General features: G+C 64.5%; 11 protein-coding genes. 8 read left to right on the top strand and 3 right to left on the bottom strand.

Annotated elements, in window-relative coordinates; all coding sequences use genetic code 11:
* The first annotated feature begins 139 nt into the window (after nucleotides 1-139).
* Genes IFU00_05865 through IFU00_05885 form a run of 5 tightly spaced genes read left to right on the top strand, consistent with a single transcriptional unit; the run spans nucleotide 140 to nucleotide 5695 of the window.
* Nucleotides 140-841 carry an Asp/Glu racemase gene (locus IFU00_05865; protein ID MBD8541811.1) on the top strand — a complete coding sequence of 234 codons (702 nt, stop codon included), beginning with the start codon at nucleotides 140-142 and terminating at the stop codon, nucleotides 839-841.
* Nucleotides 842-851: 10 nt separating this feature from the next.
* Entirely contained in the window at nucleotides 852-1676 is an 825-nt protein-coding gene (locus IFU00_05870) for an alpha/beta hydrolase (protein ID MBD8541812.1), read from the top strand.
* A gap of 30 nt (nucleotides 1677-1706) precedes the next feature.
* Entirely contained in the window at nucleotides 1707-2774 is a 1068-nt protein-coding gene (locus IFU00_05875) for a 2,5-dihydroxypyridine 5,6-dioxygenase (protein MBD8541813.1), read from the top strand.
* 2 nt (nucleotides 2775-2776) lie between these two features.
* Nucleotides 2777-3394 carry an isochorismatase family protein gene (locus IFU00_05880; GenBank protein MBD8541814.1) on the top strand — a complete coding sequence of 206 codons (618 nt, stop codon included), beginning with the start codon at nucleotides 2777-2779 and terminating at the stop codon, nucleotides 3392-3394.
* 27 nt (nucleotides 3395-3421) lie between these two features.
* The gene (locus IFU00_05885) at nucleotides 3422-5695 is read left to right on the top strand and encodes a xanthine dehydrogenase family protein molybdopterin-binding subunit (GenBank protein ID MBD8541815.1); all 2274 of its coding nucleotides are present in this window, start codon (nucleotides 3422-3424) and stop codon (nucleotides 5693-5695) included.
* Nucleotides 5696-5698: 3 nt separating this feature from the next.
* Here IFU00_05885 and IFU00_05890 read toward each other — a convergent pair whose 3' ends face one another.
* Nucleotides 5699-6139: a winged helix-turn-helix transcriptional regulator gene (locus IFU00_05890; GenBank protein ID MBD8541816.1), complete on the bottom strand. Its 441-nt coding sequence runs from the start codon at nucleotides 6137-6139 to the stop codon at nucleotides 5699-5701.
* 347 nt (nucleotides 6140-6486) lie between these two features.
* On the opposite strand from IFU00_05890, the gene IFU00_05895 reads away from it, so the two are divergent.
* The 3 genes from IFU00_05895 to IFU00_05905 all read left to right on the top strand — a co-directional run bounded on the left by IFU00_05895 (nucleotide 6487) and on the right by IFU00_05905 (nucleotide 10461).
* A complete protein-coding gene (locus IFU00_05895) occupies nucleotides 6487-7527 on the top strand; it encodes a porin (protein ID MBD8541817.1) in 1041 nt (346 codons plus the stop codon).
* Between the two features lie 260 nt (nucleotides 7528-7787).
* Nucleotides 7788-8942, top strand: a complete 1155-nt coding sequence (locus tag IFU00_05900) for an FAD-dependent monooxygenase (protein MBD8541818.1) — start codon at nucleotides 7788-7790, stop codon at nucleotides 8940-8942.
* Nucleotides 8943-9081: 139 nt separating this feature from the next.
* Nucleotides 9082-10461 carry an MFS transporter gene (locus tag IFU00_05905; GenBank protein MBD8541819.1) on the top strand — a complete coding sequence of 460 codons (1380 nt, stop codon included), beginning with the start codon at nucleotides 9082-9084 and terminating at the stop codon, nucleotides 10459-10461.
* A 29-nt stretch (nucleotides 10462-10490) separates the two neighbouring features.
* Here IFU00_05905 and IFU00_05910 read toward each other — a convergent pair whose 3' ends face one another.
* Entirely contained in the window at nucleotides 10491-11093 is a 603-nt protein-coding gene (locus IFU00_05910; protein ID MBD8541820.1) for a gamma-glutamylcyclotransferase, read from the bottom strand.
* Nucleotides 11094-11147: 54 nt separating this feature from the next.
* Nucleotides 11148-12053 carry a LysR family transcriptional regulator gene (locus IFU00_05915; protein MBD8541821.1) on the bottom strand — a complete coding sequence of 302 codons (906 nt, stop codon included), beginning with the start codon at nucleotides 12051-12053 and terminating at the stop codon, nucleotides 11148-11150.
* Between the last annotated feature and the right edge of the window lie 57 nt (nucleotides 12054-12110).

Consider the following 12110-nt stretch of genomic DNA (forward strand, 5'->3'; position numbering starts at 1 on the left):
AAACGGCTGAAACTGGTTAACTATAGTGTATGCGCTATAAATTATGCGGCTTCGCAAGCGCCATCGACCATCAAGGAGAGCAGCAATGCAGCAACGTCTTTATCGTATCGGGCAAATCGTCCCAAGTTCCAACACCACCATGGAAACCGAAATCCCGGCGATGCTGACGGCGCGCCAGGCAATCCGGCCCGAGCGGTTCACGTTCCACTCCAGCCGTATGCGGATGAAGAAAGTGGTGAAGGAGGAACTGGCCGCCATGGACGCCGAATCCGACCGCTGCGCTGTCGAGCTGAGCGACGCCCGCGTCGATGTACTGGGCTATGCCTGCCTGGTCGCGATCATGGCCATGGGCCACGGCTACCACCGCGTATCGCAAGAGCGCCTGGCGGGTTTGACGGTTGCCAACGGCGCCCGTGCGCCCGTGGTGACCAGCGCCGGTGCCCTGATCGATGCCCTGGCCGTCATCGGCGCCAAAAAGATCGTCGTCGTCGCGCCCTACATGAAGCCGCTGACCGAACTGGTGGTCGATTACATCCGCAACGAGGGCTATGACGTGCTCGACTATCGGGCCCTCGAGATCCCCGATAACCTCGACGTTGCGCGCCACGACCCGGCCAACCTGCCGGCGATCGTCGCGCAGATGGACACCAGCGGCGTCGATGCGATCGTGCTGTCGGCCTGTGTGCAGATGCCGTCGCTGCCGGTCATCGCGCAGGTCGAGGCCATGACCGGCAAGCCGGTGATCACGGCGGCGGTGGCCACCACCTACGCCATGCTCAAGCGCCTGGATCTGGACCGCATCGTGCCGGGCGCCGGCGCCTTGCTCTCCGGCGCCTATTAAGGAGATGGCCATGACCAGCACCTTCCGGTACGGCGCCAACATCCACGCCAACGGCATCCGCCAGCACTATCTGCGTTACGGCGGCCAGGAGGGCGAGCGCGCCAGCCGCGACGCCGTCATCATCGTGCCGGGCATTACCAGCCCGGCGATCACCTGGGGCTTCATCGGCGAGCGCTTCGGCCAGCAGTTCGACACCTATGTGCTGGACGTGCGCGGGCGTGGCCTGTCGTCGGCTTCCGATACGCTCGACTACAGCCTTGATGCGCAAGCGCAGGACGTCATCGCGTTTGCCGAAGCGCTGGGCCTGGACCGGTATGCGGTGGTCGGTCATTCGATGGGTGGCCGCATCGGCATCCGCGCCGCGCGGGCACAGCCGCGTAGCCTCACCCGCCTGGTGATCGTCGACCCACCGGTATCCGGCCCGGGCCGGCGCGCTTATCCATCCAAGCTGCCGTGGTACGTCGATTCGATGCGCCTGGCGCGCGAAGGCTGCTCGGCCGAGCAGATGCGCGACTTCTGCCCGACCTGGACCGACGACCAGCTGCGCCTGCGCGCCGAGTGGCTGCACACCTGCAACGAGCGCGCCGTAATCGAGAGCTTCAAGGGCTTTCACAGCGACGACATCCACCAGGACCTGCCGTCGCTGGCACTGCCCACGATGCTGATGGTGGCCTCGCGCGGCGACGTGCTGCTGCCGGCCGATATCGCCGAATTCAATACGCTGGTACCGCACCTGGCCGTCTCCCGTGTCGAGAATGCGGGGCACATGATCCCGTGGGATAACGAAGAAGGTTTCTACGCGGCGTTTGGCGACTTCCTTGGCGCCCGCCTGTGACGCCGCGCCCGATCATTACTGGAGAACGTTATGGCCGTCAGTGACCACGACTTGATTCAAGCCTGGAAACAGGTCTTCACGCTGTCGAAGCTCGAGCCGGGACAGATCGTCACCGTCCTCACCAGCACCAGCACGCACCCGCAGACGCTGTCGACGGCGCTCGTCGCCGTTGGCCTGATGGGCGCCACCGCCAACCGGCTCGATCTGCCGCCGGTAAATGGCGAAAAGGCGCTCAGCCGCGATTCGCTGGCCTTTCTTGGCACCACGCCGCTGACCGGCAACCGGGCGGCGATTGCCGCGCTCAAGGAGAGCGATCTGGTGCTGGATCTGATGACGCTGCTGTTCTCGCCCGAGCAGCACGAGATCCTGGCGGCTGGCACCAAAATTCTGCTGGCAGTCGAGCCGCCCGAGGTGCTGGTGCGCATGGTGCCAACCCTTGATGACAAGGCCCGCGTGGCGCAGGCCGCGCAGCGCCTCGACGGCGCGCGCGAGATGCACATCACGTCCGCTGCCGGCACCGATCTGCGCTGTCAGCTGGGCGAATTCCCGGTCATCCAGGAGTACGGCTTCGTCGATGCGCCCGGCCGCTGGGACCACTGGCCAAGCGGCTTCGTGCTCACGTGGCCGAACGAGCGCCAGACCGAGGGCACCCTGGTGATCGACCGCGGCGACATCCTGCTGCCGATGAAGCGCTACGTCCAGGAGCCGATCCGTGTCCGCGTGACGCAGGGTTTCGTGACCGCGATCGACGGCGGCCTGGATGCAGAGCTGCTCAGCGAGTACATGGCTTCGTTTAACGATCCGGAAGCGTATGCGATGTCGCACATCGGCTGGGGCCTGCAGCCACGGGCGCAGTGGACTACGCTGGCGATGTACGACCGCGAGGCGACCATCGGCATGGATGCGCGCGCGTTCGAAGGCAACTTCCTGTTTTCGTTCGGGCCGAACAACGAGGCGGGCGGTTCGCGCACGACGGCCTGCCATATCGATATTCCACTGCGCCGCTGCACGGTGGCCATCGACGGCGAACCGGTGGTCCGCGACGGCAAGGTACTCGATGGCTTCGTGTATGGCAGCGCCGATTGCTCAGGAGAATGAGCATGCACCACGAAGCCGCAACCTACGAGCGCCAGGGCTTTGGCCAGACGCTCGACATGACGCCGCCCTACGGTCTGCTGATCGTCGATTTCGTCAACAGCTTCGCCGATCCGCAGCAGTTCGGCGGCGGCAATATCGGCCCAGCGATCGCGCGCACCACAACGCTGCTGGCGCACGCCCGCAGCCAGGGCTGGCCGGTGGCGCACAGCCGCATCGTGTTTGCCGACGATGACGCCGACTGCAATATTTTCGGCCTGAAGGTGCCGGGCATGGTCACGCTCAAGGAAGATTCGCCCGGCAGCGCGATCGTGCCGCAACTGGCGCCGCGCCAAGGAGAACTGGTGGTGCGCAAGACGGTGCCGTCGGCGTTCTTCGGCACGTCGCTCGCGCCGTGGCTGACCCAGCACGGCGTGCAGACGCTGCTGGTGGCCGGCGCCGTCACCAGCGGCTGCGTGCGCGCCAGCGTCGTCGATGCAATGTCGTGGGGCTTCCGACCGCTGGTGGTGGCCGATTGCGTGGGTGACCGCGCCATCGCGCCGCATGATGCGAGCCTGTTCGACATGGCGCAGAAATACGCGACCGTGGCGCCGCTCGATGAAGCGCTGGCCCTGCTGCGGTAACTGACAAGCAGGCCGGCGCACCCCATGATGACAGCGATGAACGACTTGACTGCGCCAACGACCCCGAAAGATGCACGCCGCGCGCTGCTGGCGCGGGACGACATCCTGCTTGTGATGCGGCCTGCGCAACCGGGGGCGACGCCGTCACCAGGCCAGCCGGGTGCTGCGTCGTCCTACCTGCAGCCGTTGCCCGACGTGTTCATTGCGATGCTCGCCGAAGGGCAGGTACTGGCCTTCAATGGCCATGTCGATCTGGGCACCGGCATCGGCACGGCGCTGGCCCAGATCGTGGCCGAAGAACTCAGCATCGACATGACGCGCGTGCGCACGGTGCTGGGTCACACCGAATCCGCACCGAATCAGGGGCCGACGATTGCCAGCGCGACGATCCAGATTTCCGCCATCCCGCTGCGCAAGGCGGCGGCGCAGGCGCGCGAACACTTGCTGGCGCTGGCAGCCCAGGTGCTGCAGGCCGATGCAGGCGCGCTGGTGCTGGACGATGGGCAGATCCGCGTGCGCACCGAGCCGGCGCGCTCGGTCAGTTACTGGTCGTTGCTGGCCGGGCACCGGATCGAACTGCTGCTCGATGCCGGGGACGTGCCGCTCAAGCCTGCCAGCCAGTACACGATCGTGGGCAGGAGCGCGCCGCGCGTCGACATCGCGCGCAAGGTCAGGGCCGAGGCGCTGTATGTGCACGATGTGCGCGTGCCCGGCATGCTGCACGGGCGCGTCGTGCGCCCGCCGTATCCGGGGCGCGACGGTGGCGATTTCGTCGGCACGAGCCTGATCGCCGTCGACCGGGCGTCGGTGGCGCACATTCCGGGGATCGTCGCCGTGGTCGTCGAGGGCGACTTTGTCGGCGTGGTAGCGGAGCGCGAAGAGCAGGCGCAGCGTGCCATGCGGGCACTGTCGGTCCAGTGGAAACCGGTTGCGCCACTGGCGCCGATGGACGACCTCGAAGCGCGTCTGCGCGCGCTGCCGGCAACGCGCCGCGAACTGGTGCGTCAGGGCGACACGGCCCACGCGCTGCGGGCCGGCCAGTCGCTCGACGCCACCTATGTCTGGCCATATCAGCTGCACGCGTCGATCGGTCCGTCGTGTGCGGTGGCGGATATGCGTGACGATGGCCTGACCGTCTGGTCGGGCACCCAGAATCCCCACGTCATGCGCATCGACCTGGCGCGCCTGTGCGATCTGGACGAGGGTCGCATCGAAGTCGTGCGCATGGAGGCGGCGGGTTGCTACGGCCGTAACTGCGCCGACGACGTGGTGCTCGACGCCGCGCTGCTCTCGCGCGCCGTCGGCCGACCGGTGCGGGTGCAGCTCACGCGCGAGCAGGAGCATGCGTGGGAGCCCAAGGGGGCGGCCCAGTTGATGGATGTGCGCGGCGCCATCGATGCGCAGGGTGCGCTGGCGGCGTACGAATTTGCCACGCGCTATCCGTCCAATGACGCTCCGGCGCTGGCCTTGCTGTTGACCGGGAAGATCCCGGCCACGCCGCGCGTGCTGGAAATGGGCGACCGCACGGCAGTGCCGCCGTACGCGTACCCGAATACGCTGGTGGTGTGCGATGACGTGGCGCCGATCGTGCGCGCCGGCTGGCTGCGCGGCGTCTCGGCCTTGCCCAATTCGTTTGCACATGATTGCTTCATCGACGAGCTGGCGCAGTTGGCCGGGCGCGACCCGCTGGCGTACCGCCTGGCGCACTTGCCGGACGAGCGCGCCTGTGACTTGCTGCGCGCGGTGGCGGCCAGGGCGAACTGGCAGCACGCTGCACGCGGTTCGCGCGGGCAGGTTGCGGCCGATGGCTTGCTGCACGGACGCGGCATCGCCTACGCCCGTTACATCCACAGCAAATTCCCCGGTTTTGGCGCGGCCTGGTCGGCATGGGTGATCGATATCACCGTCGATCCGCGCGATGGGACGCTGGCCGTGACGTCGATCGTGGTCGGCCAGGACACCGGCCTGATGGTCAACCCGGCCGGCGTGCGCCATCAGATCCACGGCAACGTCCTGCAGTCGCTCAGCCGCGTGCTCAAGGAAACCGTGCGCTTCGGCGCACAGGGCGCTACCAGCCTGGAGTGGGGCGCCTATCCGATCCTGCGCTTTACCGAGGTGCCGCCGATCGAGATCGTCCTGATCGACCGGCCGGATCAGCCGCCGCTCGGCGCGGGCGAATCGGCATCGGTTCCGAGTGCGGCGGCACTGGCCAATGCGTTGTTCGATGCGACCGGACTGCGCCTGCGGCAGCCGCCGTTTACCCCCGAGACCATCTTCGCGGCGCTGCAGGGCAATGCCTGACGGTCAGCTGTCGATCATTTTTCGCAGCAGGAATACCAGCGCCACGCGCTCGCCCGGATTGAGGTTGCCGTAGGTCGCTTCGGTGATCGTCGCCGCAAACGGCACCGTTTCGGTCACGAGCGCACTGCCGGTGTCGCTCAGTGATACGAGCACCTTGCGCTTGTCGTTGGCGTCGTGCGACAGGAGGATCAGGTGGCGCGATTTGAGGCGTTCGATAATGCCGCGGATCGTGCCCTGGTCGATGGCCGTCACCTTGACGATCTCGCTCAGCGAGCAGGTCTGCATGTCGCGGATCGCGCACAGGGTCACGAACTGCGCTGCGGTGAGCTGTGAATCGAGAATGTGCTGCTGGAAGATGGCCGTGTGGTGCTGATAAGCCCGGCGCAGCAGATGGCCGATCTGGTCGGAGAAATGGTAGTCGCGGATCGCGGATTTGTCGGTCATGGATGCAATGTTAGCGCGGCTTGTGGCCGGTGTGTATTTGATGTTGATGACGTAGCGCGGCAGGCGCCGCTGCACCCAATGCGGTGCAATTGGCGGGTGCGTCGTGCACTCGCAATGTGCATGCGTGCACTGTCCATAAATAGCGCGTGCACATTATAAGTTAGTCGCCACTGTCGATGCCGGTAAAACGCAGAATTCGCCACATTTACTCTAAAAATAAGGCGATGCCACAGCCGTGCGGCGCTGGTACGGATCGTGCTCAAGATAAGTTAAAGAGTGTCTACACCATAAATTTCTGAGTAATGTTCTTCACGCAGTTCACCACACCACTAACAGGGATCGCAATCATGAAAAAAATGTTGGCCGCAGGCGCCGTGGGCATTGTCTGCGCAGGTAGTGTCCAGGCCCAGTCGAATGTCGTCATCTACGGGGTGCTCGACACGTACGCCGGGTATACCAATGCCGAAGGCACCGGCAATGTGGCGACTGTGGACAGTGGCGGTTACCAGGCCAGTCGCATCGGCCTGCGTGGCGCCGAGGATCTCGGTGGTGGCGTCAAGGCCACCTTCACGCTCGAAGGCGGCATCGCTTCGGACACGGGTGCGATGCACGACAGCAGCCGCCTGTTCAACCGCCAGGCCTGGGTGGGCCTGAGCAGCGGGTATGGCGAACTGCGTTTCGGTCGTCAGAATTCGTCGAGCTTCCTGATGATCGCGCGGCTCGATACGTTCGCCGGTGCCACCTACGGCTCGTTCCTGAACAATACGTCAGCCTACACGCCGCGCTATGACAACGTGATCGGCTACATCTCGCCGGTGATGAAGGGCTTCAAGCTGCAGGCTTACTACAGCCTGGGCGAGCGCAGTGACGACAGCGACGGCCTGCGCACGATGATCCTGGCCGGTGAATACGAGCGTGGGCCGCTGTATCTGGGGGTGAGTTCATCGCGCCAGAACACCGCGAACGGCGAGGCGTCGATCACGTCCACGTTTGCCGGCGGTTCGTACGACTACGGTCGGGGCAGGCTGTATGCCGGCGTCTACCGTGGCAACAACCTGGGCGCCGTGGCCGCCACCAATATCGCCGGCGCGTACTACACGTCGTACTCGATTTCTGGCAACTACCGCCTGAGCGATCGCGCAACCATCGGCGCCGGCTATGGCTGGGGTGAAAGCGGCACCAGTGTGGCCCGCGACGCGCGGCAGATCAGTCTGATCGGCATGCTTGACCTGTCCAGGCGCACGCTGCTTTACACGACCTATGCCCACATGATGAACAAGGATGCGGCCAATTACACGTTCAGTGCTGCCGCGCCGATCACGAGAAATGTGCCGACCGCCGGCGGCACGGTCGACGGCCTGCAATTCGGAATTCGTCACTTGTTCTGAGTGCGCTAAAAATACAATGTGTACGCTTTAAAGGTTGGGTGGGCCGGCATGGTGAGGCCGCGGCAAAATTTGCACCACTAAAGTGATTAAGCTCTGCATAAATCGATGTTTTTGCACTGCGGTGCAGCATGAAAAATTTAGCCATCATGACGTCTTTCATTTAAATAAATGAGCGTGTACACTTTAAATCACTCGCACACGACGCCGCCCATCCGGCCTTGCGCCGCGCGCGTTTCAACCATTTTTGCAAGGAGAACACCGTGTCCCAATCCCCCCGTATCGCCGTCGTCGGCGCCGGCTTAGGCGGAGCGGCAACCGCTGCGTTGCTGCTCAAGGAAGGCTTCAATGTGCGCGTCTACGAGCAGGCGCCGAGCTTCTCGCGCCTGGGCGCCGGCATCCATGTCGGGCCGAACGTGATGAAGATCCTGCGCCGCATCGGCATCGAGGATGCGCTCAACGCTCAGGGTTCGCATCCCGACTTCTGGTACAGCCGTCACTGGCAAACTGGCGACGTGCTCGCGCAGATTCCGTTGGGCGAGCATGCCGTCAAAACCTATGGCGCTTCGTACCTGACCGTGCACCGCGGCGACTTCCACGACCTGCTGGTCAAGGCGCTGCCCGGCGATGTGGTCGCCTTCGGCAAGAACCTCACGCATGTGGAAGACCGTGGCGACGACGTGCTGATGCACTTTGCTGATGGCACCACCGAGGTGGCCGATATCGTGATCGGCGCCGATGGCGTCAATTCGCGCATCCGTGAAGAGTTGCTGGGACCGGAAGAGCCGAAGTATGCCGGCTACCTGGCGCACCGCGCCGTGTTCCCGACCCCACAGGTCAAGGCCGGCATGCTGCCTTTTGATGCGTGCGTCAAGTGGTGGAGCGACGATCGCCACATGATGGTGTATTACGTCACCGGCAAGGCCGACGAGCTGTACTACGTTACTGGGGTCCCGGCCGACAAGTGGGACCTCAAGGACCGCTGGCTGCCGTCGAACAAGGACGAACTGCGCGCGACCTTCGATGGCTGGCACCCGACCGTACAGGCCCTGATCGACGCCACCGTGGACGTGACCAAGTGGTCGCTGCTCGAACGCGATCCGCTGCCATTGTGGAGTCGTGGCCGACTCGTGCTGCTGGGGGATGCCTGCCATCCGATGAAGCCGCACATGGCGCAGGGCGCGGCAATGGCGATCGAAGACGGCGCCATGCTGGCGCGCTGCCTCAAGGAAGTCGGCGTGAGCAACCACAGCGACGCGTTCGCGCTGTACGAGGCCAACCGCGCCGCGCGTGCCAGCAAGGTGCAGCGCATTTCGCACGACAATACCTGGCTCCGTACAAATGAAGATCCGTCCTGGTGCTTTGGCTACGATGTGTTCAACGTTCCCCTTGTCTCGCCGGTAAAAGCCGCAGCTTGACGATGGACCTGCGGCGCACCCGTTCGTTACTGGACCGGTGCTGGACCATTCCTTGCTCGCGTATGCTGGCAAGGTGAACGTTGCGGCGCGCAGGCGGGTCCGGGCAATACTCAATTTTGACTATGTGAAGGCGATACAGATGGCAACTTCAGTCACAGCAATGGGCGGCGCTGTACCAGGCCCGTCGGCAGGGAACGCAGCGTCGGGGGCAGCAGGCATGTCGGTGGAAAAAGCATTGCAGACAGCCGGCGTCGGGAAGTTTCAGTATCGCCTGTTCCTGATCTTTGGCCTGGTCTGGCTGGCCGATGCGATGCAGGTGCTGTCGATCGGCTTTTCCGCGCCGTCGATCTCCAGGACGTTCGGCATCACGATGCCGCAGGCGCTGCAGACCGGCACGTTCTTCTTCATCGGGATGCTGATCGGCGCGTTCGTGTTCGGGCGGCTGGCCGACCGCATCGGACGGCGGCCCGTGCTGCTGATGGCGGTGGTCATCGACGCCTGTTTCGGTGTGGCCTCGGCCTTTGCGCCGGACTTCACCTGGCTGCTGGTGCTGCGCTTCATGACGGGCATTGGCGTGGGTGCGACGCTGCCGGTCGACTACACGATGATGGCTGAATTTTTGCCGAGTGACCGTCGGGGCCGCTGGCTGGTGCTGCTCGAATCGTTCTGGGCCATCGGCACCATCCTGCTGGCGGTGCTGGCGCTGTATGCCGTCAACTGGGGCGACGATGCCTGGCGCGTGATCTTCTTCGTGACCGGCCTGCCGGCGCTGATCGGCCTGGTGCTGCGCTTCTATGTCCCCGAGTCGCCCATGTTCCTTAACCGCAATGGCAAGTCGGCGCAAGCGCAGGCGGTATTGCAGCGCGTCGCCAAGACCAATGGCAGCGATGTCGTGATTCCTGCGCTGCAGCCCGAAGTGCCGGTCAAGACCTCGATCCTGTCGCTGTTCAAGGGGCAGTTGCGCCGTCGCAGCATTGCACTGTTCATCGCCTGGGGCCTGATCTCGGTGGCGTATTACGGTGTGTTCGTCTACCTGCCGGTCAAGCTGAGCGCGGAAGGGTTCGGCTTCATGCGCGGCCAGGAATTCCTGATCCTGCTGGCACTGGTGCAGTTGCCGGGCTTCGCCTTGTCGGCCTATGGCGTCGAAAAGTGGGGGCGCAAGCCAACGCTGGTGGGTTTCCTGCTGCTCAGTGCGGTAGGCTGCCTGTGCTACAGCCTCGGCAGCGCGCCAGCCGTGGTGATCGGTTCGACGCTGTTGATGAGCTTTGCGTTGCTCGGTACCTGGGGCGCACTGTACGCGTTCACACCGGAAGTCTATCCGACCAGTCTGCGTGCCAGTGGCATGGGCATGGCCGGCGCGGTGGCGCGTTTCGGTGGTCTGTTCGCGCCGCTGATCATTGCGCCCGTCATGGCAACCCAGTTCACACTGTCACTGCTGATGCTGTCGGGCTTCCTGCTGGTGGGCGCGGTGGCCATCCTGTGTGTCGATCTGGAGTCGCGTAACCGCGCGCTCGACTGATCGTTGGTGCATCAGCGCAGCCCCGGTGTTCAGTCGAGTGCCGGGGCTGTTTGCGTATCGCGCTGCATCACCCCGAGCGCCGCCAGATGCCGCTCGATCTCGAACACGTGCGGATCGGGTTTGCCCAGCGCGCGCAGTGATTGGGCCAGGCCCAGCAGGTAGTCGCTGTTCGGGCCGCTCGGGCCGCGCGCCGTGGCAATCTGGCGCGCAATGGCGTGCTCGTCGGCCGGGCCCAGGTAGGCCGCGTTGTCGTGCGTGGCGATATACACGATGCCTTCGTCGCTGCTGCCGTCATCGAATTGCATTTGCGTGGCCAGACGCAGGTAGCCGTTCTTTTCGCGGTGGTCGAGATGCGCGAATTCTTCGGGCGTGACGAGAAACGCCATGCCGTGGCAGACAGCATCGGGATCCGGTACCAGCGTTACCACACGCCCCGGCGCCGTCTCGGTGCCGCGGTGGTCGTGCGAGCCTTGCCAGAAGCGGCGCGTCCAGCCCTGGATGGACGCCGCGCGCTGTTCAAGAAACGGGAAATCGGGTTTGAAGATCAGGGAGCCGTAGCCAAACAGCCAGACGCTGGCATGGCCATCGAACTTGTTCATCTGGCGGTTGATCGCGATGGTATCGTGGGACATCGTGGGTCCGATAAAAAAAGACACGGTTCATTGTAGCGTGCCTTTTTGTGAGAATCAGCCTTCCGCTTGCGCCCGTTTTACATATGCAAAGAGGAAATCCACATAACTCTCGGCGGCCGGCGACAGCGACCGGCCCGGCCGCGTGTAGACGAAAAAGCGCCGCTGCAGCGTCGGTGCATCGAGCGGGCGCATCGTCAATCCATACAGCGTGGCCAGCGGCGCCGCGTAGGGCAGGCACACCGTGACGCCCAGGCCCGCGCTGACCATGGCCAGCGCTGTCGTCATGAACGTCACCTCGTGCGCCGGCGTGAGCGCAATGCCCGTGCGCGAGGGCGGCACCGCGTCGAGCAGCAATTCGGTGAACTGCCCCTGCAGCGAGATGAACGGATAGGCCGCCGCATCCTGCCACGTCACCCGCTCGAGCGCGGCCAGCGGATGCTGGTGCGGAAGCACCAGCGCGAACGGCATGGTGAACAGTTCACGCGCCAGCAGTGGCGGCGCGGGCGTGCGCTCCGGACCGATCCCGACATCGGCCTCGCCCGACAGCACGCGCGTAATGACGCCCTCGACTTCGGTATCGGCCAGGCGCACGACGATCTCGGGGTGCTGCGCGCGGTAGGCGGCAATGCTGGGCGGCAGCAGCGTGCACGCCATCAGCTGTGGCGCCGCGATGCGCACGACGCCTTTCTTCAGGCGCGTGTGGTCGGCCACGTTAGCCAGCGCACCGTCCAGGTCGTCGATGATCTGGCTAAATAAGGGCAGCAATTCGCGGCCGATGTCGGTCAGGCCGATCCGGCGCGTGCTGCGGTCGACGACCCGGGCGTCCAGTGTCTGCTCGAGCTCCTTGATCAGGCCCGAGAGTGCCGATTGCGTCACGTGCAGTGTCTGCGCGGCCAGCGTGAAATTGCCGGTGCGGGCCAGCGCAACGAAGGCGCGCATTTGTCGTAACGTTGGATTCATCAGATAAGCTTATAAATCGAGCTGAAAATATCGTTTGTATGATAGTGCGTTTTACCT

Source organism: Oxalobacteraceae sp. CFBP 8761 (genome assembly GCA_014841595.1).
GTDB lineage: Bacteria > Pseudomonadota > Gammaproteobacteria > Burkholderiales > Burkholderiaceae_D > Telluria.